20 protein-coding genes are annotated in these 23,893 nt (G+C 41.9%); 12 read left to right on the forward strand and 8 right to left on the reverse strand.

Annotated features, from left to right (window positions below; translation table 11 throughout):
- Positions 1-13: 13 nt before the first annotated feature.
- The 5 genes from rsxC to LA303_RS09535 all read right to left on the reverse strand — a co-directional run bounded on the left by rsxC (position 14) and on the right by LA303_RS09535 (position 4,562).
- Entirely contained in the window at positions 14-1,354 is a 1,341-nt protein-coding gene (gene rsxC / locus LA303_RS09515; protein ID WP_240525046.1) for an electron transport complex subunit RsxC, read from the reverse strand.
- Position 1,355: 1 nt separating this feature from the next.
- On the reverse strand, positions 1,356-2,312 hold the full coding sequence (locus LA303_RS09520; protein WP_262901474.1) for a Fe-S cluster domain-containing protein: 957 nt from the start codon (positions 2,310-2,312) through the stop codon (positions 1,356-1,358).
- 343 nt (positions 2,313-2,655) lie between these two features.
- On the reverse strand, positions 2,656-3,078 hold the full coding sequence (locus LA303_RS09525; protein ID WP_240525047.1) for a SoxR reducing system RseC family protein: 423 nt from the start codon (positions 3,076-3,078) through the stop codon (positions 2,656-2,658).
- A 57-nt stretch (positions 3,079-3,135) separates the two neighbouring features.
- Positions 3,136-3,840, reverse strand: a complete 705-nt coding sequence (locus LA303_RS09530) for an SDR family NAD(P)-dependent oxidoreductase (protein WP_240525048.1) — start codon at positions 3,838-3,840, stop codon at positions 3,136-3,138.
- Positions 3,837-4,562 carry a hypothetical protein gene (locus LA303_RS09535; protein WP_240525049.1) on the reverse strand — a complete coding sequence of 242 codons (726 nt, stop codon included), beginning with the start codon at positions 4,560-4,562 and terminating at the stop codon, positions 3,837-3,839. The genes LA303_RS09530 and LA303_RS09535 overlap by 4 nt, the downstream gene beginning before the upstream one ends.
- A gap of 100 nt (positions 4,563-4,662) precedes the next feature.
- Between LA303_RS09535 and LA303_RS09540 the strand changes: the two genes are divergently transcribed.
- The 11 genes from LA303_RS09540 to LA303_RS09590 all read left to right on the forward strand — a co-directional run bounded on the left by LA303_RS09540 (position 4,663) and on the right by LA303_RS09590 (position 17,028).
- Positions 4,663-5,085 (forward strand): DUF4783 domain-containing protein, encoded by a 423-nt coding sequence (locus LA303_RS09540; RefSeq protein ID WP_240525050.1) that lies wholly within the window; start codon positions 4,663-4,665, stop codon positions 5,083-5,085.
- Positions 5,082-5,921 (forward strand): carboxylating nicotinate-nucleotide diphosphorylase, encoded by an 840-nt coding sequence (gene nadC, locus LA303_RS09545; protein WP_240525051.1) that lies wholly within the window; start codon positions 5,082-5,084, stop codon positions 5,919-5,921. Before LA303_RS09540 ends, nadC begins: the two co-directional genes overlap by 4 nt.
- An 11-nt stretch (positions 5,922-5,932) precedes the next feature.
- Positions 5,933-6,889 (forward strand): YihY/virulence factor BrkB family protein, encoded by a 957-nt coding sequence (locus LA303_RS09550; protein WP_240525053.1) that lies wholly within the window; start codon positions 5,933-5,935, stop codon positions 6,887-6,889.
- A gap of 56 nt (positions 6,890-6,945) precedes the next feature.
- Positions 6,946-8,004 carry a glycosyltransferase family 4 protein gene (locus tag LA303_RS09555; protein ID WP_240525055.1) on the forward strand — a complete coding sequence of 353 codons (1,059 nt, stop codon included), beginning with the start codon at positions 6,946-6,948 and terminating at the stop codon, positions 8,002-8,004.
- 24 nt (positions 8,005-8,028) lie between these two features.
- Positions 8,029-9,846, forward strand: coding sequence for an asparagine synthase (glutamine-hydrolyzing) (gene asnB / locus LA303_RS09560; RefSeq protein ID WP_240525057.1), 1,818 nt, complete (start codon positions 8,029-8,031; stop codon positions 9,844-9,846).
- A gap of 67 nt (positions 9,847-9,913) precedes the next feature.
- Entirely contained in the window at positions 9,914-10,333 is a 420-nt protein-coding gene (locus LA303_RS09565) for an adenylyltransferase/cytidyltransferase family protein (RefSeq protein WP_240527133.1), read from the forward strand.
- Positions 10,334-10,361: 28 nt separating this feature from the next.
- Positions 10,362-11,504, forward strand: coding sequence for a CDP-glycerol glycerophosphotransferase family protein (locus LA303_RS09570; protein WP_240525058.1), 1,143 nt, complete (start codon positions 10,362-10,364; stop codon positions 11,502-11,504).
- A complete protein-coding gene (locus LA303_RS09575) occupies positions 11,504-12,988 on the forward strand; it encodes a lipopolysaccharide biosynthesis protein (RefSeq protein ID WP_240525059.1) in 1,485 nt (494 codons plus the stop codon). Before LA303_RS09570 ends, LA303_RS09575 begins: the two co-directional genes overlap by 1 nt.
- A 205-nt stretch (positions 12,989-13,193) precedes the next feature.
- Positions 13,194-14,312: an ATP-binding protein gene (locus LA303_RS09580; protein ID WP_240525060.1), complete on the forward strand. Its 1,119-nt coding sequence runs from the start codon at positions 13,194-13,196 to the stop codon at positions 14,310-14,312.
- Positions 14,313-14,457: 145 nt separating this feature from the next.
- Complete coding sequence (locus LA303_RS09585; protein WP_240525062.1) at positions 14,458-15,945, forward strand: lipopolysaccharide biosynthesis protein; 1,488 nt, start codon at positions 14,458-14,460, stop codon at positions 15,943-15,945.
- 66 nt (positions 15,946-16,011) lie between these two features.
- Positions 16,012-17,028: an NAD(P)H-dependent glycerol-3-phosphate dehydrogenase gene (locus LA303_RS09590; protein WP_240525063.1), complete on the forward strand. Its 1,017-nt coding sequence runs from the start codon at positions 16,012-16,014 to the stop codon at positions 17,026-17,028.
- On the opposite strand, the gene LA303_RS09595 is transcribed toward LA303_RS09590, so the two are convergent.
- The 3 genes from LA303_RS09595 to LA303_RS09605 are packed head-to-tail and all read right to left on the reverse strand — an operon-like array spanning position 17,015 to position 21,098.
- Positions 17,015-18,337, reverse strand: coding sequence for a glycosyltransferase (locus LA303_RS09595; RefSeq protein ID WP_240525065.1), 1,323 nt, complete (start codon positions 18,335-18,337; stop codon positions 17,015-17,017). The two genes, LA303_RS09590 and LA303_RS09595, sit on opposite strands and share 14 nt — an antisense overlap.
- A 6-nt stretch (positions 18,338-18,343) precedes the next feature.
- Entirely contained in the window at positions 18,344-20,842 is a 2,499-nt protein-coding gene (locus tag LA303_RS09600; RefSeq protein WP_240525066.1) for a YfhO family protein, read from the reverse strand.
- Positions 20,832-21,098 (reverse strand): DUF4834 family protein, encoded by a 267-nt coding sequence (locus tag LA303_RS09605; protein WP_240525068.1) that lies wholly within the window; start codon positions 21,096-21,098, stop codon positions 20,832-20,834. The genes LA303_RS09600 and LA303_RS09605 overlap by 11 nt, the downstream gene beginning before the upstream one ends.
- 399 nt (positions 21,099-21,497) lie before the next feature.
- On the opposite strand from LA303_RS09605, the gene LA303_RS09610 reads away from it, so the two are divergent.
- On the forward strand, positions 21,498-23,837 hold the full coding sequence (locus LA303_RS09610; RefSeq protein ID WP_240525069.1) for a sulfatase-like hydrolase/transferase: 2,340 nt from the start codon (positions 21,498-21,500) through the stop codon (positions 23,835-23,837).
- The last annotated feature ends 56 nt before the right edge of the window (positions 23,838-23,893 follow it).

Below are 23,893 nucleotides of genomic sequence, written 5' to 3' on the forward strand. Positions count from 1 at the left end.
AAAAACAATCCTTTTATTTTTTTGATCGTGCACGGATGAGTGCTCCTACTTTATTTTTCCCCAGTCGTAAATAATCGAGCAACGGGATATGTGCCGGACAAGTGTACTGACAAGAGCCACATTCGATACAATCCATCACTTTTTCTTTTTCGGCGTCTTCAAATCTTCCCATCCGGGACAAGCGCGAAAGCAGGAAAGGCTCCAGGCCCATCGGGCAAACCTGGGTACATTTGGAACAACGGATACAAGGGCTTTCCGGCAAACGGTGCGATTCTGCTTCGCGCATCAGCAAAACGCCCGAGGTTCCTTTGACCACCGGAACATCCAACGTAGCCAGTGCTTTTCCCATCATGGGGCCGCCACCAATAACTTTGCCTGTATCTTCCGGTAATCCTCCGGCTTCTTCTACCAAAAATTTTATAGGCGTTCCTATTCTGACCTTCAGGTTAGACGGGTTAGACAATGCTTTTCCTGTAACCGTCACCACTCTTTCTATCAGCGGTTTGTTTTTCATTACCGCTTCATAAACAGCAAATGTCGTTCCCACATTTTGTACGACACACCCCACTTCAACAGGAAGTTTTCCGGAGGGCACTTCACGTCCGGTCACAGCTTTAATCAATTGTTTTTCGCCTCCTTGCGGATATTTTACTTTCAACGGCTGAACCGTAATTCCTTCTTCTTTGGCAGCCAGCTCGGTCATCTGCCGGATAGCATCAGGCTTATTATTTTCAATACCGATAACGGCTTTTTTCACCTTTAAAGCTTTCATCAGCAGCCGGGTTCCCACGATGATTTCTGCTCCTTTTTCCAGCATCAGCTGATGATCAGCCGTCAAATACGGCTCACACTCCACGCCATTAATTAACAAATAATCAGCCGATTTTCCGGGGGGTGGCATCAATTTTACGTGAGTAGGGAAAGTAGCCCCTCCCATTCCGACGATTCCTGCATCTTTTACCTTTTCGATAATCTCTTCCGGTGAAAAATTGATTTCGGTTACCAGGGTATCCGACCGGTCGATATCTTCCATCCATTCATCCCCATCCACTTTAATGATCACCGCCGTCCTGCGATAACCCGACATATCCATCACCTGGTCAATCTTAAAAACCGTTCCGGACACCGGCGAATGAATACGGGCAGAGATAAAGCCTCCGGCCTCGGCAATCAACTGGCCGGTTTTTACTTTATCGCCTCTTTTCACCACCGGTTTGGAAGGTGCTCCAAGATTTTGCCCCATGGGAACGACCACCTGATCCGGAACTTTCAGCGTACGGACGGGCTGTCCTGCAGAGAGCTTATTTTCCGGCGGATGAATACCTCCCAACACAAAAGTTTTTAAAAGCCCCATATTATTTTTCGGATTTTTTTGTGTTTACACTTTTTTCAGCTACAGATGTTTTCTCAACCGGTTTTTTTGCTGCTTCCGGTTTTTTAGCCGTTTCTTTCTTTTCCGGTTCTTTAATTACTTTGGGTTTTCGCGGTTTAAAATTCACTTCCCAGATGGAATTGGTGGGACAAACTTCCACACATTTCCGACAAAGCCGGCATTTATCAAAGTCGATATAAGAAAGAAAGCTGGTGATGGTAATGGCATCAAATTCACAGACTTTTTCGCACTTACCACACCCGATACAAGCCACATCACAGTTTTTAATGGCAATGGCTCCTTTTTCTTTGTTCACACAAGAAACAAAGATGCGTTTATCTTTCGGGCCTTTTTTGCGCAATTCGATGATATCACGCGGACAAGCAATCACACAGGCTCCGCAAGCGGTACATTTATCGCTAACCACCGGCAATCCGGTTTCCGGATTCATGTGGATCGCATCAAACTCACATGCCGCCACACAATCGCCCAGGCCAAGACAGCCATACTGGCATCCGCCTTCGCCGGCATAAAGGGCATGCGCAAAAGCGCAGGAAGTAACGCCCTCAAATTTCACTTTTCCCGGAGAATGTGCATACGAGCCATTGCAACGCACCACCGCAATCATGGGATCTTTTTCTTCAATTTCGAGACCCAAGATCCCGGCTACTTTTTGCATGACTTCATTTCCACCCACCGGGCAGAAAAAACCTTCAAGCGAATGATTTTTGCTGGCACTTTTTGTAGCATTTTCAGCAAAAGCCCGGCAACCCGGATAACCACAGCCACCACAGTTGGCACTGGGCAGAGCAGCCTCCACTTCATCGATTTTCGGATCTTCGTACACCTTAAATTTACTGGCTACGAAATACAAAATTACAGCCGATACCAGGCCCAGTATTCCGAGAACCACCACTGAAATAATGACGATATGATTCACAAGTATTTATGTTGGTTACACATAAAATTTTATACGGATTACAAAAGTATAATATTTAAACTTTTTTTATTCGTTTTCGGCCTTCCGGAGCGGGTGCTTTCCGACCTATTTTTACCTGACAAATAATAACAATTCGATTCACTAAACAATCTACATATAATAATTATTGATTCTCAAAACGTTACAAAAATAACAACGCATTTGACGAAAGAAAAAAAAGGTTATTTAGAAACTTTTAAAATTTCTATTTTGTCAAAAAAAGGATAAAACAGGCACAAAAAAACCCGTCAAAACTTCATACTAACGTGATAATAAGTAATATTCGGAGGAGCAAATAGGTTGGCTAATTCTGGATATGATAACGAAAACGTTTTTTAAAATAGCCACGCATCAGGTATAAAATACCATAATAAGGGGCCAGCAAAGCGATGGATAGAATGCCTGCCAGCCCTTGGTCAAGACCAAGGTGTAAAAACAGCATCAAACCAAAAAACAGCACAAGAAAAGGAAAGAAATAGCCCAGCAATACCGCCCAGGTGCCGTACGATTGCTTCATTTCCACCACAACGCTTTCGCCTTCATGATGTCCTCCCAAATCGGCAATATCCACCTCAATGATCTTTTCTTTCATATCACTCACGGAACAGACATTCTTCAGCGAACAGGAAATACAGCTGGCTTTGGATATCACAGAAATCTCCGCTTTATCCCCTTCAATTTTTTTCACTACTCCCGGATGGGTTACCGTTTCTTCGCCCATGGCCATTTTTTCAACTTTTTAGAAAACAAAAGTAATGATTTTTCCACCCCGTTTGTCTTTGCTTCAGGGTGTACTAACAGAAACCGGCAAAATCTTTCCATTAAAAAAACGGTTTCCTGTAAGCGTAAAATCGGCCACAAAGCCAGCCATCTCCGGAGCTGTCAGCGGAGCTTTATATCCCGGGAAAGCCGCCGAAAGCATTTCGGTTTGTACCGCTCCCAAAGCCAGGGCATTGACAAAAATGTGATCTTCAGAAAATTCAGCGGCCATACTTTCTGTAAGTACAGACAAGGCCCCTTTTGATGCACTGTAAGCCGACAATCCCGGAAATTTCACGCTTCCCTGAAAACCACCCATGCTGGTTATATTTACAATGTGCGTTCCGGGAACCATCAACGGAAAAAGATGTTGGATCAACGGGAAAAGTACCATCACATTCACACGGAACAGGTTTTCAGCTTCGTCATACGCAGTTTCAAGAAAAGGTTTATTCAGCAGCATCCCGGCATTATTCACCATCCGGGTAACTTTTCCTAAAGTAGCACTTACTTTTCCGGCCAATGACGAAAAATCGCCGGAGAGCAGGTCGAATGAGGTAAAATAAAAATGGCCGCAAGTACGACAGGAAGCCATTTTTTGATGAAGGGCCTGTAATTTTTCCTCAGAACGGGCAAAAGCAAACACATCATGCCCCTGGCGAAGAAATGTTTCCACCAAAGCTTTTCCCAGCCCGCTGCTGCCACCTGAAATCACAATTTTCTCCGTCATCGGCCTGCCGGTTTTAAACTTCGCATTTCTTTTTCCATTTTCACGGCATCAGTAGCCGTAATGGTTAAAACGCCCGAGGCATCTACGGTAATAGCAATGTTGTAATTCGAATGGCTACTCCGCCCACCGGGTTCAAAATTCATATAAACCGCTCCTTTTAAGATCTCATCGCCATATTTTCTTTTCATTTCCATGGCCGTACGATACTCGGGAGTTAACGGCACGTTAGCATGGGCCGCAATTTTCCGGGCTTCGGCCATAGCCTGCCGATAACTTCCTTTGTAAACCAGGGTAAGAGAGTTATATCCCCCTCCATTTTGATCTTCGGAAGTGATTTGCGAAAGCGATTTATCCAAAACCATTTTTTGCGGTTCCATCAACCCAATGGCCTTAGCCCATTTGGGCAATCCTTTTCCGGGAACGGCTGTTGACTCACCGGAAATTTTACGGTTAAACTGATTGTTAATGGCTGCCAATCGCCGACGGGCCTCAGCTTCGGTAATTCTTCCTGATCGGTAATCAGCTTCTACCAGCGCCTTCCGGGCTGCCATGGCATCCATCAAATCCAGGGTTTTATCCGCTTTTCGCAAGCTCCGGTTAAATTTGTTCAACCGGACGTCAAATTTTTTCTTTGGATTCGACTGCGGTGATCCGCAGGAGAAAAGAGAGAACATAATCATCCCCCAAACCAGTGACATCAGCAGAGCAGAAAAGCGTTTCATACCATTCAGTTTGAAAATTTTTTCAAATGTAACATAAAACCATAAGGCCACTCTTACCCGCGAAAAAAGATTTCAACAGACAAACGTAAATTTCGTATTTTTGGCTGCAATTTTCAACGAAACCAAAATGGCCAAACTGTTGTTATACCTTCTTTTTTTAGGGCTGCTACCGGTAGCACAGGCTCCGAATACACAACAGATGAAAAAAGATTTTACAGCAGCTTTTTCCAAAGGAGATACCAGCCCATTGCAAAACTATTTTAAAGGTTTCGTCAATGTGAATATTCCGGGAAACAACGGTTTTTTCTCCGAAACAAAAGCCCAATGGCTGCTACAAGATTTTTTTAAGAAAAATAAAGTTTCGGGATTCAGCCTAAAAGAAGAAGGTTTTGCGGGTGTAAATTACTATTTTATCGGACTTTATCACAGCCATCAAACCCGCTGGAATATCTATTTTTTATTCAGTCCCGGCAACAATGGGTTTCAAATTCAGCAAATTGACATAGAGGAAAGCGATTCATGACCATAAAAGAAATTATTGCAAAAGCACTGGAGGAAGATCTGGGAAACGGCGATCATACTTCGCTGGCCACCATCGATGAAGAAGCAAAAGGAACAGCTGTTATGCTGGCCAAAGGTTACGGAATTATTGCCGGAACAGAAATTGTCCGGGAAGTTTTTGAACTACTGGACCCGGAAACGAAAATCCATATTTTCATTCCTGACGGAAATCCGGTTCAGCCGGGCGATAAAATCATGACCATCAGTGGCAAATCACGTATTTTACTTTCCGGCGAACGGACGGCTTTAAATTATATCCAACGGATGAGTGGCATTGCCACCACTACTGCGGCAGTGGTTTCCAAATTAAAAGGGTTACATACCAAGGTGCTGGATACCCGAAAGACAACACCCTGTAACCGGGTTTTTGAAAAAATGGCCGTAAAAGCCGGTGGTGGCGAAAATCATCGCTTTGGACTTTATGACATGATCATGATCAAAGACAATCACATCGATTTTGCCGGCGGTATCGAAAAAGCCATCGAAAAAACCCATCAATACCTGAAAAAACATCATCTCGATCTGAAAATTGAAATCGAAGTCCGGAATTTTGATGAACTGGAACAAGTGCTACAATATGGTGGTATCCACCGGATTATGCTGGACAACTTTACTCCGGATGATATCCGAAGAGCCTTACAAAAAATTGCCGGGAAATACGAAACGGAAGCTTCTGGCGGAATCACCCCCGAAACCATCCGGACTTATGCCGAAACCGGAGTAGATTACATCTCGATGGGAGCGCTCACGCATCAAATTAAAAGCATGGATATCAGCTTAAAAGCCATTAACGACTAAACTGCTTTACCTTGCACAAAATCAAAAGAAAATACATTCATTACCATCTCCGGCTCAAGAAGTTGCTGCGGGTCATTGTTTTACCCGGTTTCGACGGGATGCCGCTGTACGATGTACTGGTTTTTTTCTTCCGCGGATTGTTTAAAGGCGTGCTGACCTACCGGGCTTCGGCCATTGCCTACAACTTTTTTTTGGCTCTCATCCCGTTCATCATGTTTTTGTTTACCCTGATTCCGTTTGTTACCGGCGAACATTACCAGACCTATCTACTGGACCTGATTCAGGAACTGATTCCGGCCAATATTTACTCTATGGTAAAAAATACGGTGGAAGAAATTATCAGCCGTCCGCACCAGGGATTGCTGTCAGCAGGTTTTTTCATGGCGATTTACTTTGCGACCAACGGAGTAGATGCCATTTTGGAAGGTTTTAACCAAAGCTATCATGCCATGGAAACACGACCATGGTGGAAACAAAAGCTGGTGGCTTTTGGCTTGATGCTTATTTTGTCCGTGCTTTTGTTTATCTCGTTTGTACTTTTGGGTTTTGGCGAACTTTCCATCCGGCTATTAACAGAGCACCATCTGCTTACCAGCGATTTGTCCATTTTCTCCTTACAACTTTTGCGTTGGATTATTATTCTCTTTTTCACCTTCTTAAGCACATCTCTTTTGTATTATTTCGGGCAGTTAAAAACCGGGAAAGAGAAAGTCCGGTATCGCTTTTTTTCGGCCGGTTCCATTCTGGCTACCAGTTTATTCATTGTAGGCGGAATAATTATCAAGCTTTATTTTGAAAACTTTTCACGCTATAACATTTTGTACGGATCTATCGGATCGTTGATTATCCTGTTGGTCTGGATATATTACAATGCATTTATCATTCTCATCGGATTTGAACTGAACACCAGCATCCGCCGTTCGCGATTAGAAGCATTGAAAAAAAAGGATGAGCAAATTGGTCGTTAACCCTCCGGTTTTCTGTTACCCGGCAGGCCGGGAAAAATATTAAATTTGCGCCTGATATGGCCTCCAATTCAAAAAATACCATTATTTACGTTGCCCCTTCACTCAGTTCTTTTGTGAAAAGCGATATTGCATTGCTTTCAACCCAATACCGCGTTTTCGTCAACACTTACAACTGGCAGAAAAAATTTTTAACGCCTTTTTATCTCATTCATCAGTTTTTTTTTCTTTTTAAACACATCCGAACCACTAAAAAAATTGTGGTTTCTTTTGGCGGCTACTGGTCGCTGTTACCGGCTGTTATAGGGAAAATAACGGGCACCAAAGTTTACATCATTCTCAACGGAACCGATTGTGCGGCAATTCCGCCGTTACATTACGGCAATTTGCGCAAACAACCGCTCAAATGGTTCTGCAAACAATCATACCAAACAGCTACTTTATTATTACCCGTAAGCGATTCTTTGATCTACACCCGAAACACTTATTTTTCTGATAATCAATGGAGTTTTCAAGGGATCCGGCACTTCTTCCCCAAACTAAAAACTCCCATCCAGGTACTTCCCAACGGCTGTGACGAAGACTTCTGGAAACCGGAGGAAAACGTTTCAAGAAAACCCAAAACATTTCTTTCTGTTTTCTCCGCTTCACAGTTTATTCTTAAAGGAGGCGACCGGATTGTTGAGCTGGCCGAAAAGCTAAAAGATTGTTCTTTTTCCATTGCCGGAATGGAAAAACCGGCAGCATTGACTTCCTGCCCGCCCAATCTTTCTTTCTTGGGGAAATTACCACCGGAAACTTTAAAACAGCTCTATTCAAAGAGCACTTTTTATCTTCAGCTTTCCATTTTCGAAGGTTTTGGATGTGCATTAAGCGAAGCAATGTTATGCCAGTGTATTCCCATTGGCTCGTCGGTAAATAATATTCCCGAAATTATTGGCGAAACCGGATTCATTGTCAAAAAGCGAGAAACAGAAGAAATTGAAAAAGTGATTCGACAGGCACTGGCCGCTGAGAACAAGGAAGTATTGGGAAAAGAAGCAAGAAAACGAATCGTTACGCGGTATCCGCTAAAAAAGCGGGAGAAAAAGCTGCTTTCGCTGATGGCGGAAAATTAAGAATAGAATTTGACAGAAAAGATTATGTGCGGAATTAACGGAATTTTCTCAAAAACAAAAATCGAAGCCATTGATCAACGGCTTACCAAAATGAACGAAGCCATTCGCCATCGCGGACCGGATGCCGGAGGAATCTTTTCTGAAAAAGAGAGAACGGGCTTGGGGCACCGCCGCCTGTCCATTATCGATACCCGCGAACAAGCTAACCAGCCCATGTTTTCCCATTCGGGAAGATGGGTAATTGTTTTCAATGGCGAAATCTATAACTTCCAGGAAATCAAAAAACAACTACACTACCCTTTCCAAACGGCTTCCGATACCGAAGTCATTTTAGCCGCTGTAGAAGAAAACGGCATCGACTGGTTTCTACAGCAAGCCAATGGCATGTTTGCCATTGCCCTGTTCGACCGGTCTCGTTCCGAACTCTTTCTCATCCGCGACCGGATGGGCATCAAGCCACTTTATTTTTCTTTTGATGGAACTACTTTTGTTTTTTCATCAGAAATCAAAGGACTGTTAAACAGCGGATTGATTGATGCAATATTTAATGATCAGGCAGTAGATGAATATCTTGCCAACCGTTATATCCGTTCACCTTATACATTTTTCAAGTCGATCTATCAGGTGGAACCCGGAACTTTCCTGAGGTTAAACAACGATCTTCAAATAAAAAAGACAACCTACTGGGATCTGCCTTCTGAATTCAATACTCAAACGGTTTTTGATGAAAAGGCATTGCTGCACCGCTTTGATGAAGCCATTACCCGGGCCATTCGTTACCGGCTGATTGCGGATGTTCCGCTGGGAACTTACCTGAGCGGCGGAGTAGATTCCAGCCTGATCACCGCCATTACAGCCCGGTACAAACAGGAGGCTGTTAACACTTATACCATTGGATTTCCCGAGCTCAACGAGTTCGATTACTCGGAAATCGTAGCGAAAAAATATCATACCATTCATCACAAAATTATATTTCGCATTCACGATTATCTTTCCCGCTGGGAACAACTGATCACCTTTAAAGATGCGCCATTGGGTGTTCCCAATGAAATTCCGCTGGCTTTCATGTCGGAAAAACTGAAAGAAAAAATCACCGTAGTGCTGTCTGGCGAAGGAGCTGACGAATTAATGGGTGGTTACGGAAGAATCTTCCGATCGCCGTTTGATTATACCCACCATCCGACCAAAACAGACTTTTACGATTATTTCATTTCTCAATACGATTATGTTCCACGCCACATGCGCGATACCCTGCTAACAACGCCCTCCGACTACCGGAAAGAATTTGACGAAAAAATCCGGGAAGAATTTAAAAACAAAGCCAATGAAGAGAACGTGTTCCGGTTTTTTCACCGCTACCACGTAAAAGGTTTACTGCAGCGGGTAGATACCACCACCATGCAAACGGCCGTTGAAGCCCGTGTTCCTTTTCTTGACCATCAGCTGATTGAATTTACGTATCGTGAAATTCCCTATGCTTTAAAACTGCACTGGAAAAATAAAGAAGCCCGCGAAAAAGCCAAAGCCCAAACCGCTGACGCATACAGCGAAAAGCTGGATATTCCCAAATATCTGCTACGACAAACTGCCCGTAAATATTTACCTCCGGAGATTATCGACCGGAAAAAGGTAGGATTTCCTGTTCCGTTAACCCAATGGTTTTCAGAATTGGAACAGCTGGCACGGGAGCTGCTGCCACAGGCTGACTGGCTCAAAAATGACGCTTTAAACGAACTCATTGAAAAAAGTAAAAACGAATCGCGGGCAGGCCAAATATTGTGGATGTTTATCAATATTGAAATCTTCCGGAAAAATTATTTCCGGAAATCATGGAAATGGTAATTTTAACCTTTCAAATCAAGACAAACCATAAAAAACAAAAGATATGTTTAAACGAGGGGATGAAAAAATGGTAATCGGTTACACCTCTGGTGTTTTTGACCTGTTCCACATCGGTCACCTGAACCTGTTAAAAAACGCCAAAGGCTTATGCGACAAGCTTATCGTTGGGGTCACCAGCGATGAATTGGTGGCCTATAAAAACAAAAAAGCCGTAATTCCGCATCAGGAGCGCATGGAAATTGTCCGGAATATAAAATATGTGGATGCCGTTGTTCCGCAATACGACATGGACAAATTTAAGATGTGGGAACGGCTGAAATTTGATGTGATGTTTGTAGGCGATGACTGGTTTGAAACCGACAAATGGAAAAAATTCGACGAACAATTCAAAGCGGTCGGAGTAAAAATCATTTACTTCCCCTACACCAAAGGGGTTTCTTCTACGCTCATCAACGAGATTCTTGAAAAACAACGAAACGCAAAATAAAAACGATCGCCTTTTTTAATCCATTGCCATGGAACAATTCATTACGCTCTTTTTAAGACCCTTTGTTAAAGCGATTTACCGTTTGGCCTGTCAATGGACTAAAGAAGATAATGCCGTAATCATTGCCGGACACGGTGCAAAGTATTTTACCGGAAATAACCAATATTTTTTTCAATATCTCTGTCAAATTCAACCGGTTTTTCCTTTTTTCTTTTTTACGAAAGACAAAAAAACCTACCAAAATCTTCAGAAAAAATATCCCGGAAAGATTTTATACGCCTACCATGCGAAAACATTCGTCCGAATGGCAAAAGCAAAAGTGTTGATGGTCACCACCGGGCCGGATGATTTTTTCCCTTTTCCGCTTTCTCCGAAAAAAAAGATTATCAATTTATGGCACGGAACCCCATTGAAAAATATCGGCCTTTTGGCTCCTGACGCCGACACGAAAAGTCTTAGTGCTTTTTCTGAAGCCATTGATTATTTTTGTGTTTCTTCCGGTTTTGAAGGAAAAATCATGCAAAAGGCTTTCCGGTTACCGGAACAAAAGATTTTTATTTCCGGATTACCCAAAAACGATTTTATCCGGCACGACCATTCATCATTTCTTCATCAGCATCCTGTTCTTCGTGAAAAAATCATTTTGTATGCGCCCACTTTTCGGGAAAAAGAGATGGCCCAAAAATCTTTGGCCGAACTTTTTCCGCTGGAAAAATTGCAGCAATTATTAGAAGAACAACACGCCCGGTTTTTATATCGCAGCCATATCAACACCACCGATTTACAAGCAATTGAAGGTTTTGACCGGATTCTTTCGGCTTCTCCGTCAATATTTCCTGATCCTCAGCCATTGCTTTATTTCACCGATATGCTCATTACCGACTATTCGGGTATTTATTTTGATTACCTGTTGCTAAACCGTCCCATTATTTTCTATAATTATGATGATGCAGAATACCGGGCAAAACGAAACTTTTTATTTCATTACGAAGAAAACACACCCGGGCCAAAAGTTCAAAACCGGGAAGAGCTTTTAAAAGTCATCCGCCGGTATTTTGAGTATCCTGACCAGGATGCTGAACAACGGGAAAAAATCAAAAATAAATTTCATACTTTCACCGACGGGAAAGCCTGCGAGAGAATTTATCAAAAGATAACCAAACTATTGTAATGGGCATTGTACTTCGACAAGGATTTAAAAACACCATTTTCATTTATTTGGGTTTTCTTATCGGCGGCATTTATACCGTGCTGCTGGTTCCAAGAGTATTCAGCGCCCATCCAGAACACTGGGGGACAGCCCGTTATCTGGTTTCCTACGCCATGATTATTGTTCCGTGGGCACAGCTGAGCTTGCCGAATATCATCATTCGTTATTTTCCGGTTTTTAAGACAAAACGAGAAAAAGATTTTCTGTTTTTCGTTCTTTTTTGGACCGCCGTAGGTATTGGAGTGGCTTCTCTGGTTATCCTTGTCTTTTCAAAATATTGGTTTGGGAAAGAAAATAACCCGCTGCTTTTAGAAAACAAAATGTTGGTTTTTCCTATCCTTTTCGGTTTTGTTCTTTTTGAAATCGGAGCAGCACTTTCCAAATCTCATTTTAAATCAACCGTTCCCGTTTTTTTAAAAGAGCTGCTTCTCCGAGGCAATGTAATGATTCTCATTCTTTTATATTGGTACAATATCATTGCCTTTCCTCTTTTCATTAAACTTTTTGCTTTCAACTATTTGCTGGTTTTTTTGCTGCTTTTCGGTTATCTGTTGCATTTGCGGGCTTTCCGGTTTACTATCCGTTTCAGGCTCATTGCTGATAAAGAATTCAGGCCGCTATACATTTATGCCGCTTTCAGCATTTTAAGCATGGGGGCCGCCATGATATTACTGAATGTTGACACACTGATGATTAACCATTATCTGAACCTTGCCGATGTAGCCATTTACGGTCCGTCATTGTTTATTGCCGGTTCTATTCTTATTCCGTCAAGGGCTTTACAATCCATTATTGCCCCGGTAGTGGCCAATGGCTGGGCAACAAATGATACCGATAACATCAAAACGTTATACAAAAAATCAGCCATCGCCCCTTTGACCATATCCATCTTTTTGTTTTTGCTTATATGGATAAATATCGACCTGGTAATGAGTTATTTCGGAAAAACTTTCGGCCAGGGGAAATACATTATTCTTTTTCTTTCCATAGGAAACATCATTAATATTGCCACGGGCATCAACGGCACCATCATCAACACATCAAAATACTACCGGGCCGACTTATATTTTCAGGTGGCCCTGGTTTTTCTCACCATTATCCTTAATATCATTTTCATTCCACTTTACGGACTGAACGGGGCTGCCCTGGCTACAGCCATTACGCTGAGTTTGCATAATTCGTTAAAATCACTTTTTGTGTTTTACCGTTTTAAAATGCATCCTTTCAGTATGAAAACGCCGCTTATTTTATTTATCGGTATTTTATTTTTTGTCATTATTCATTATTTACCTTCTCTGCATAACCTTTTGATTAGTTCCCTTATCTACACTTTTGGGGTAAGTATTTTTTACTGGCTCATCGTTTTCCGGCTGCAAATTTCCGAGGACATTAACAAACAGATCATTCAGGTAACAGAAAAAATATGGAGTAGACGAACCCATTAAATTGAATCTTGACAGACTCCTGTTCTTAGCCTATCCGTAAAAGATTCAATAATTGTTGTAAATCAAATCCTTAAAAATAAAAAATGGCATAAAGTCAAACCAAAAAATCATTTTGATTTGTAATCGGCAGTATATAATAATCACCAAAAAACATAACTATCAGTGAATTTATTCACGAAAAACAGTATCTTTGCAAGAAAAAAAGATGTATTTAAGATATTTAGAACCCGTTATCAAAAATAAAATCGGGTCAGGAAAAGCAATTGTTTTAATGGGGCCAAGGCAAGTCGGAAAAACAACCCTGATAGAAAAAATCCTGAAAAACAAAGATTATTTGCTGCTTGACGGGGACGATCCCAAAACCAGAACTTTATTGACGGAACCAAATACCGAACAAATTCGTTCCATTTTGGGCAAGCATAAATATGTTTTCATTGATGAAGCCCAAAGGATAAAAGGTATTGGACTTACAATGAAAATAATTACAGACCGATTTAAGGATGTTCAATTACTTACAAGCGGATCATCTTCTTTTGATTTATCCAACCAAATAAACGAACCATTAACTGGTCGGAAATGGGAATATCGGTTATTTCCTATTTCGTGGGAGGAATACGAAGAACATCACGGCTATTTGTATGCCGAGCAACAACTTGAAAACAGATTGTTATACGGGCTTTATCCGGATGTTTTAAATCATCCGGATGACGAAATTGGCGTACTACGAAATTTAGTGAACAGTTATCTGTATAAAGATATTCTTTCGTTTGCCAATATACAGAAACCCGATGTCCTGGATAAATTGGTTCAGGCACTGGCGCTACAAATAGGAAGTGAAGTAAACTATTCCGAGCTGGCACAAATTGTAAATGTGGATAAAAATACCATAAGTAAATACATTGACATTCTTCAAAAAGGATTTATAATCTTTAAGTTGGGAAGTTTTAGCCGTAACCTTCGTAACGAAATAAAAACGAATAAGAAAATTTATTTCTATGATAACGGCATTCGTAATATGATAATAGGAAACTTCAATCCCCTTGAATTACGAACCGATAAAGGAGCATTGTGGGAAAACTTTTTGATTTCAGAAAGAATAAAACAAATTGAATATAAACAGAGGCTTGCACGCATTTATTTTTGGAGAACCAAACAACAACAGGAAGTAGATTTTGTAGAAGAATACAGCGGGAAAATATATGGATTTGAATTTAAATGGAATAACCGGAAAAAAGCACGGTTACCAAAGACTTTTATTGAAACTTATAACGCCGAAAGTAAAGTTATTGACAGGAATAATTTCAGAGAATTTATAAAGATATGAAAACAGACCTTAATTTATGACACATTTTGCTCGATAAACCATTAAACCGGATATTTGGGGATTCATCTGACGCAATTTTCATTTCCTGCAGTGTAGTTCGGGTTAATTTCTGATATTTGCAAACCATCAATCAATAAAACAGGCCGTGGGCGTTATTCAAAAGCAAAGTATTTCAGGAACAGTTTATTCCTATCTCGGCGTAGTGCTGGGATTTATTACCACCGGATGGCTTTTCCCACGGATACTTTCTACCGAACAGGTGGGTTTGTTACGTATTTTGGTATCCTATTCAGTACTTTTTGCCCAGTTTGCCAGTTTGGGAATTAATACGGTCAGCGTTAAGCTTTTCCCCTATTTTCGTGATCCGGAAAAGAAACACCACGGCTATCTCGGGCTCACGCTGTTGGTAGGACTTACCGGTTTTGTGCTGGCTACCGGAATTTATCTTCTGCTTAAACCGCTTTTCATCGCCCGGGCTGCCGGAAAATCATCGCTGTTTCTCGACTATTTTTATTACGTCATTCCGCTGATCCTGTTTACCCTGCTGTTTAGTCTCTTTGATACCTACTACCGGGTTTTATACAATGCCGTAAAAGGGATCGTTTATAAAGAAGTAGTACAACGGCTGCTTATTCTTGCTGCTATTTTGCTTTATTTCTTTAAGATTATCGACTTTCAGTGGTTGGTAATTTTATATGTGCTGGCTTTCATTTCGCCGGCGCTGTTTTTGGCCGGTACACTGATTAAAGACAAAATGTTTTTTGTCAAACCCGATTTCGGTTTTATTGATAAAAAAATGGCGCGCGAAATGATCAGCGTGGCCTTTTTTGGTATTCTGGCCAGTTTCTCCGGTGTTTTGGTACTGAATATCGATGTCATCATGGTCAATCAGTATCTTGGACTGGCAGCTGCGGGTGTTTATACTATCGCTTTTTTCTTTGGCACACTTATTCTGGTTCCCTCACGAACCATGGGAAAAATCAGTTCGGTGGTAATTGCCGATGCCTGGAAAAACGACGACCGCAAAACCGTAATGGACATTTACCGCAAAAGTTCTATCAGTTTAAGCGTTATTGGTTTTCTGCTTTTTATCGGTGTTTGGGGAAACCTCGACAATATTTTTCATATTGTGGGAAAAGATTACACCGCTGGTAAATTCGTCATTTTGTTTATCGGACTGGCCAATCTTTCCGATTTATTTATGGGCGTAAGTGCCCACGTGATCCTGAATTCGAAATATTACCGGTGGCTGTCGTATCTGTTATTTGTTTTCGCCCTATTGCTCATTGTTACCAACCTGCTGCTGATTCCTGTTTTGGGAATAACCGGAGCGGCATTGGCCTCTCTTATTTCAAAATACATTTACAACGGACTGAAATACCTGCTTTTATATAAAAAGTTCAAATTCCAGCCGTTCAGTTTCAAGCATATTGAAATTGTTGTATTTGCATTTTTGGCCTGGTATCTTTCCACGTTTATTCCTGTTCTGAATCATTTTATTTTGGATTTAATTGTACGAAGTACGTTCCTCACGCTGGCTTTTCTGGTACCGATATACTTTTTCAGGGTTTCGGAAGATATTAACCAAAAAATCCGGCAGGTTTTCAGACAAATTTTCAAGGTCATCCGCTAATCCTTCACAACAAAAATAGTTTACAGCCAAATAATTCCTAATTTTGCAGATGAAAAAGATTGATTTATGCCCAAATCGTTAAAAATATGTCTGGTGGGAAGCGGGGCCATTTCCACGGCTTTTGCACAAGTACTGGGAAAAAAGGAACAGCACACCATCGACATTCTTTCCATTGAAGAAGAAGTTATTTACTCTATTAATCAGCATCATGTAAATCATAAATATTTTCCGACCATTCCGCTGAATGAGAATATAAGAGCAACAGCCGATAAAGAAATCTTAAAAGAATCGGATGTGATCTTTTTCGGCATCCCGTCCACTGCTATCATTGATTATGTTACGGAAAATAAAAAATTCATCAATCCGGATGCATTATTGGTTAACCTGGCCAAAGGTTTTGGAAACCAGAACAACACCATTCCGCAAAACCTTGAGCGCATTGTAAACCAACCTGTTATTAGCTTAAAAGGACCTTCATTCGCCCGCGAAATCATCAACTTGGTTCCTACGGGCATGACGGTAGCTTCCAAAAACAGTAAATATTTTGATTTCTTCAAAGACCTTTTTCAGGATACCAACATTTTTCTTGATTTTACCAATGATGTGGTCGGCGTGGAGCTGTCCAGCATTTTAAAAAATATTTACGCCATTATCATCGGCATTGTAGATGCCCATTATGACTCGCCGAACCTGCGTTCGCTCGTCCTCACCCGTTCCATCAACGAGATGCGTTATCTGCTTTCCCGCTTCGGAGGGAAAGAAAAAACTATTTTTAACTATTGTGGTTTTGGTGATTTTAGTCTGACTGCACTCAACGATATGAGCCGGAACCGCACACTGGGATTGCTGATTGGCAAAGGCTTTTTTACCGAATATATCTCTGAAAAAGTGGTGCTGGAAGGAAAAATCGCCACCAATGTTTTTGTGGAAAAAATTGCCACCAAACGCAATATCCGCACACAGGATTTGATGATGAAAGAGCTTTACCGCGTATTTAACGAGAAAGATTACGACATCTCTAATTTTGTAAAAAACATCCTGGCGGCTAAGCCCATCAAAGAAGATTTGTTTACCTGGTTTTAGTGGTTATCTCATCGAGAACAGCCGCCATTTGAGCGGTCAGGTTTTTTCTTTCGTAACGTTCCACTTCCCGGCATTCCTGTTTTTCGGTTCGTTCTGTAAACGACCGGTATAACAAAAGCAATTGTTTTTTCAGCTTTTCGGTTTCATCAAAATCAAAAACCGTCCCGCAACCTGTTTCTGTAACAATGCGGGCAGCATCTCCGTCAGGCGGACCAATACAAATCACCGGACGTTTAGAGGCAATGTATTCAAAAAGTTTACCGGTAAGGATCAATTTTGCATTGGGGGTACGATTGATAAAAAGTAAAAGTACCGCCGCTTTGTTCTGTTCGGCAATTACCTGATCATGTGGCAGATAATCTACTCTGTGCAAATATTTTTCCAGTCCGTATTTTCGTATGGACTCTACAGCATCCACATCAATTTTCCCCACATTTCTGATTTCCAGCTTACGGGCAAATTCGGGAAACTCCCGGGTAAGTTCATTGAGAACTTTCCAAAGATTTTCGGCATTACGGGTCTTGGTCAGTGAACCGATATGCGCCAGCACAAAACGAGAAGGATCAGGAACTACCGGCTTATCCAACCGGAGATCTTCAGCATCAAAACCATTGGGAATAACATGATACGTACGTTTTGTTACCCGGAGAAAATCTTTTTTCATTCCCGGGCTTACCACTGTAACCGCCGGAGCCAGGGTCAGCACCTGTTTTTCCAGACGATGGTGTTTCCGGTCGGCCCGCTTGCCAAGTTTTAATTGTTCGTAAAAATCAATATTGGTCCACGGATCACGGAAATCGGCCAGCCACGGGATTCCTAGCTTTTGATGGAGCTGCATGCCAATCAAATGCATACTATGCGGCGGACCGGTAGTGACAATGGCATCTACCGGATGTTCTTTCAAAAAAGCGGTTAACTTTTTAACGGAAGGCCGAATCCAGAATTTCCGGGCATCCGGGATAAACAGGTTGCCACGAATCCATACGGCCACATTCTCCAATACCGAAATCTTTTGTTTTTTTTCAGACAAAAAAGCGGTTTGAATTTTTTCTTGTGGTTTTTTCCCGGTAAAAACCTTGTAAAAAGTATAGGGTTCAAAGATTTTACTTTTCACCACCTGAACATTTTCAGGAACTTCTTTCAACAACGACTCATCCACAGAAGGCATTTCCGGATTGACAGGCGTATAAACCACCGGCTCCCACCGATACAGGCGAAGATATTTTACAAATTTCAGCCACCTTTGCACCCCGCCGCCCCCACTGGGCGGCCAGTAGTAGGTAATAATCAGCACTTTTTTTAACGCCACAATCCTCTATTTTTTAGGTTTTCCCCAAACTTTTTTGGCCGTATAAAACAAATAAACAGCCAAAAGAAGCAGTAAAACAAGAGAAGCTATTAAAGAAATCGTCTCTCCCACTTTCCAGGCTTTGGGCGAAAAAGTAAATACAATTTGATGATGACCAGCAGGTACCACCATCGCCCGCAACAAATAATCAGCTCTGAAATAAGGTGATTCTTTCCCGTCGATAAAGGCTTTCCACCCTTTGGGATAATAAATCTCAGAAAATACCACCAGCTGCGGAGCTTTCGACTGAAAATCATAAACAAGGTGGTTAGGAGCATACGAAACCAGCTTGATCTGCGCCGAAGCATCCAAGGGGAATTGTTTTTGTTGCAGTAATCCGGCAAACTGTTTTACCACCACCACTTCCGAATGCAAATCTGTTTTTCCTAAAGCAGCAATCGCTTCATCGGCATTTTTCACCATTTTCACCGATTGCACCGGCCATGCATTCCCAAAAGCATAAGTGTTCAATATGGGTTCAACCTTCGGATTGTAAATAATGTATTTTGTATTAAGCATATTGAGAACCTGCTCTCTTTGCAAAGCCGCTTCAACCCGATCAGGAGTCGGTTTTGATGCAAATACATGACGTAAGTCGGTAATCTCCGCCATCAGATACTCATCAATAAGATCCTGATAACGTTGTAGTTTAGCTCCATGATAACCGCCAATGGAAAAATGGAAATAGGAAGTGCTGGCATCGTTAAAAACATTTTTTGTCAAATCAAGCACCCGGAAATCGGGTGTTTTATCACGGAAAACATAACGATCGGCTACCGTTGGCTGGAACGGTTTTTCTGCTTTCCGGGCCGGTTCAAAATTATTGTCATTCAAATAGCGGTGATCAACCCCGGCCAGATCAGCAAGGATAAGCACCCCAAGGATCATCAAAAACCACCCTTTTTTCAATTTTCCAAGAGCAAAAAGATAAAGTGCTGCAGCACCAAGTAAGATGTAAACCATGCTACGCAATACATCTGCCCGGAAAATAGCGATGCGTACATCTTTCAGGCTATTGATAAACAAAGTTACCTGCGCCGGATTATTATCCAGTTTCAACCGGGCAAACTGCTGCGTTTCATATTTACTGAAAAAGGTAAAAAATGTATCCGGGAACAAATAAAACAGGATGCCCAAACCCGCTGTCAGTCCTAATGAAATTAAAAAGGCTTTTTTTCTTTTCAACAACAATCCGGGTTCTTTTATGATCCGGTTCAGGGTAAGAATAGCAAGTAACGGGATCGTCAGCTCGGCAATAACCAGAATCATGGATACCGCCCGGAACTTGTTGTATCCGGGCAAATAATCAATTAGCAAATTGGTGAGCCCCATAAAGTTTTTTCCCCACGAAAAAAGAATCGCGATTACCGTTGCCGCAAAAAGAGCCCATTTTAGTTTGTCGTCCAGAATAAACATTCCCAAAACAAAAAGGAAGACAATGATCGCTCCAACATAAACGGGACCGGAAGTTCCGGGCTGATTACCCCAATAAGCATTTTGCTGGGCAATTATCCGGCGAAAATTCGGATCTGCTTTGTCCAGCGCCTTGTTTTCAAAACCGATGTATCCGGAGGCACCGCCCTTTACATCCGGAATCATCAACGACCAGGTTTCCCCGATACCATAACTCCAGGCCGTAATATAATCCCGGTCGAGTCCGCTGGACTTATTTTCTTTTTCTTTGGTTAACACCGGTTTACCACGCATGGTATATTTTCCATATTGCGCTGTCCCCCAAAGAGGCGTAATGTTTACCGCTACCGCAATACCCGCCGCTGCCAACAGAACCAACGTGGCTTTTACAAAATAAGCCATCTGTTTTTCCTGCCACGATTTAATCAGCTGATAAACACCGTAAATTACAACCAGAATCAACAAATAATAGGTAATCTGCAAATGGCCGGCAATAATCTCAAGGGAGAGAGCCACCGCCGTAAGCAACGCTCCCGGCCACAACTTTCCTCGATAGGTCAGGATAATTCCGGCCAGTACCGGCGCCATATAGCCAATAGCATGGGCTTTGGAAGTATGTCCCGCACCAAGAATAATAAAAAAGTACGAAGAAAGGGCAAATGCAATCGCCCCCACGATACTCAGCCACGGGTCAACCCGCAGAACAAGCAAAAGAACAAAGAATCCCAAAAAATAAAGGAATACATAACTGGCCGAAGGAGGTAAATCGAGCCGTAAAATTTTATCGACAGCACGGAAAAGATTGGCTTTATATATCACTGAAATTTGCCAGGCCGGCATCCCGCCAAACATAGAGTTGGTCCACAGCGGCTCCTGACCGGTTTTGTCCCTAAAATCAACAATCTCTTTCGACATGCCTTTATACATGGCAATATCATGTTGTTTCAGTTTTTGTCCTTCGAACAGCGGAGAAAAATACACCACCGTGATCGAAAGGAATATAAACAGCGCAGCCAGAAAAGGAGCCGCTTTTTTCAGCCAATTATTTTTCATCTTTCTCGTTTTGATCCGGTTTTATTTCTTCAAAATCAACATACTCTCCAAATTCGCCATCATCTTTTCGCCTTTCGGCAGAATGTTTCACTTTTATTTTTATCTCTCCTTCCTTGCCTGCCGGCATATCCGGTTCCGCTCCAAAGCCATGCTTTCTTAAAAAACGGAGAAGTACTTTGGGAAGTAAATATTTAAATATCAACTTTATACCATACCAAACAAGAAAAAGTATAAAAATAACTTTGAGTATGCCCATGTGAATAACTTTTAGCCTTGCGAAAGTATTGATTTTTTACGGACTGTCAGATATTTTTACAAGAAAACGACCGGAAACCAACAGACAAGCTTCTCTTTTTTACGGTAAGTCCAACAAAAAAGCACCTGCCGATAAAGGCAGATGCTTAAACCAACAATTATGAAAACCCTATGGGCAGAACGCCCTAAAAGATGGTTCAAAAGTACAAAAAATTTTAATCGAAAGTCAAATTTAAAAAAAATTTTGTGGAAATAAATTCTACCCACAAATACATTTCATTTTGAAAGTTAAACAAAATGAATATTTTTGCACTCAAATATTTAAATAAATAAAACCATCTCCAAGATAGTTTCCACACAACAAACCAACTTAAAACATTATAAACTAACACTTAACACAATGAGAAAGTTATTTGCTCTAATTTTTGTACTGGGTTCGTTAACGACCTTTGGACAACAAAATCTCCCTTTTCCTTATCCAAAATCGGCAAGTAAGGCCGGACTCACACTCAAAGATTCTGAACATCACTGGAGAAAAATGCCACACCGGCTTCCAAAAGATGCGCCGAATATCATTATTTTCATGACCGATGATACGGGCTTCGGTAATCCGGAAACTTTCGGCGGACCAATACATACTCCGACGCTCAACAAACTGGCTGAAGAGGGCATCAGCTACAATATGTTTCACACGACAGCCATGTGCTCCCCTACGCGCGCTGCATTACTCACCGGCCGCAATCAGCATCATGTAGGTTACGGACAAATATCCGAATTTGCTGCAGACTGGGACGGATACATTGGCCGGATTCCAAAAAATGCGGCAACCATGGCCCAGATACTGAAAGCATACGGCTATAAAACAGCTGCCTTTGGCAAATGGCATAACACGCCAACTACCGATATCACAAAAAATGGTCCGTTTGATCAATGGCCACTGGGACTGGGATTCGATTACTTTTATGGATTTATCGCAGGGGAAACATCACAATGGGAACCGGCCCTTTGGGAAAACACAACCCCCGTTACCATCAAACACGGCGAACACCTTACCGAGGCTATGGCTGACAAAGCCATTGAATTCATACACTCTGTAAAATCGCTGACCCCAGATAAACCTTTTTTTGTCTGGTTCACCCCCGGAGCAGTTCATGGTCCCCATCATGTAGCAAAAGAATGGGCTGACAAATACAAAGGCAAATTTGACATGGGCTGGGAAGAATTGCGGAAACAAACTTTTGAACGCCAGAAAAAAATGGGAATTATCCCTGAAGATGCCGAGCTTACCCCCATTGATCCTACCATGCAAAAATGGAGTGACATTCCGGAAGATCAACGCGCTTTTCAAACGCGTCTGATGGAAATATATGCCGGATTTCTTGAACATACCGATGTACAATACGGACGGATTGTCGAAGAATTGGAAAAAATGGGGATTGCCGACAACACCCTGATCATTTACATTAATGGGGATAATGGTTCATCTGCTGAAGGAATCAACGGAAGTATCTCTGAGCTGCTGGCACAAAATGCTATGCCCAGTACCATTGAAGAACAAATTGAAGTGCTGAACAGGGATTACGGCGGAATGAAAGCGCTGGGCGGCCCCAAGTTGGAAAACATGTACCATCATGGCTGGGCCTGGGCCGGCAGCACTCCGTTCAAAAGCACCAAACTTGTAGCCGAACATTTTGGCGGAACACGCAACCCCATGGTCATTGTCTGGCCGAAAAAAATAAAACACGACGGGAAAATGCGTTCCCAGTTTACTCATGTAATCGATGTTGCTCCTACAATTTATGAGATTCTCGGAATTACCCCTCCAGATTTTTACAATGGCGTTGCCCAGGATGATATTGATGGTGTATCTTTTGCTTACACTTTTGATCATCCGGAAGAACCGGAAAAACACACCTTACAGTATTTTGAAGTGATGGGCAGCCGGGCCATTTATAAAGATGGGTGGATTGCCGGTGTATTTGGACCGCGTAACCCGTGGAATCCCGCAGCAAGCCATTTCAAAAACTGGGATCCTGAAAAAGACACCTGGGAATTATATCATGTAGCCGAAGACTTCTCTCAGGCACATAATGTAGCGGATAAGTACCCCGAAAAACTGAAAGAGCTAAAAGAGTATTTCCTTGTTCAGGCTGAAAAAAACAACGTATTCCCTATCGGAGGAGGACTTTACACGGTAATTTACCATCCTGACGAAATAAAAGCCAGTCCGCTGAAAGAGTGGAACCTGTATGAAGGCATGAACCGTATTCCCGAGTCACAAGCGCCCAAGTTCATGAGCGGATTTTCTACACATTCCACCATAAAGGTAGATGTCCCGGCTAATGCAAGTGGTGTTATATATGCGGTAGGAGGCGTCTCTGCCGGTTTTACAGTTTATATGGATCACGGTTATCTGAGAGCCGAATACAACGCCATGACCCTTAATCGCTACAAAGTAAAATCAAATAAAAAAGTACCGGCAGGAAAACATACGCTTGAAGTACTATTCAAAGCGAAAGATAAAAAACGCCTTGCCCCTGCAACCATGACATTACTCATTGACGGTAAAAAAGTTGGTACTGCTGAAGTAGGCCGTACTGTTCCCGCCGTATTCACCGCTTCAGAAACTTTTGACGTAGGCGAAGACCTGATGTCTCCGGTTTCGCTTGATTATTACGACAGGGCACCATTTAAATTTAACGGCAAGATTGAAAAAATCAATATAAAATATATTGAATGATCCTGTCGTAAAATCTACAATGGTAAATACCCACGAACATGTAGAGGCTGTCCTAC

Source organism: Candidatus Sulfidibacterium hydrothermale (assembly GCF_020149915.1).
Classification (GTDB): domain Bacteria; phylum Bacteroidota; class Bacteroidia; order Bacteroidales; family F082; genus Sulfidibacterium; species Sulfidibacterium hydrothermale.

Excerpts from the sequence above, each read along its gene's own strand:
- rsxC (WP_240525046.1), bottom strand. The coding sequence starts at position 1,354 with ATGGGGCTTTTAAAAACTTTTGTGTTGGGAGGTATTCATCCGCCGGAA.
- LA303_RS09525 (WP_240525047.1), bottom strand. The coding sequence starts at position 3,078 with ATGGCCATGGGCGAAGAAACGGTAACCCATCCGGGAGTAGTGAAAAAA.
- LA303_RS09530 (WP_240525048.1), bottom strand. The coding sequence starts at position 3,840 with ATGACGGAGAAAATTGTGATTTCAGGTGGCAGCAGCGGGCTGGGAAAA.
- LA303_RS09535 (WP_240525049.1), bottom strand. The coding sequence starts at position 4,562 with ATGAAACGCTTTTCTGCTCTGCTGATGTCACTGGTTTGGGGGATGATT.
- nadC (WP_240525051.1), top strand. The coding sequence starts at position 5,082 with ATGACCATAAAAGAAATTATTGCAAAAGCACTGGAGGAAGATCTGGGA.
- LA303_RS09555 (WP_240525055.1), top strand. The coding sequence starts at position 6,946 with ATGGCCTCCAATTCAAAAAATACCATTATTTACGTTGCCCCTTCACTC.
- asnB (WP_240525057.1), top strand. The coding sequence starts at position 8,029 with ATGTGCGGAATTAACGGAATTTTCTCAAAAACAAAAATCGAAGCCATT.
- LA303_RS09565 (WP_240527133.1), top strand. The coding sequence starts at position 9,914 with ATGGTAATCGGTTACACCTCTGGTGTTTTTGACCTGTTCCACATCGGT.
- LA303_RS09570 (WP_240525058.1), top strand. The coding sequence starts at position 10,362 with ATGGAACAATTCATTACGCTCTTTTTAAGACCCTTTGTTAAAGCGATT.
- LA303_RS09575 (WP_240525059.1), top strand. The coding sequence starts at position 11,504 with ATGGGCATTGTACTTCGACAAGGATTTAAAAACACCATTTTCATTTAT.
- LA303_RS09580 (WP_240525060.1), top strand. The coding sequence starts at position 13,194 with ATGTATTTAAGATATTTAGAACCCGTTATCAAAAATAAAATCGGGTCA.
- LA303_RS09590 (WP_240525063.1), top strand. The coding sequence starts at position 16,012 with ATGCCCAAATCGTTAAAAATATGTCTGGTGGGAAGCGGGGCCATTTCC.
- LA303_RS09600 (WP_240525066.1), bottom strand. The coding sequence starts at position 20,842 with ATGAAAAATAATTGGCTGAAAAAAGCGGCTCCTTTTCTGGCTGCGCTG.
- LA303_RS09605 (WP_240525068.1), bottom strand. The coding sequence starts at position 21,098 with ATGGGCATACTCAAAGTTATTTTTATACTTTTTCTTGTTTGGTATGGT.
- LA303_RS09610 (WP_240525069.1), top strand. The coding sequence starts at position 21,498 with ATGAGAAAGTTATTTGCTCTAATTTTTGTACTGGGTTCGTTAACGACC.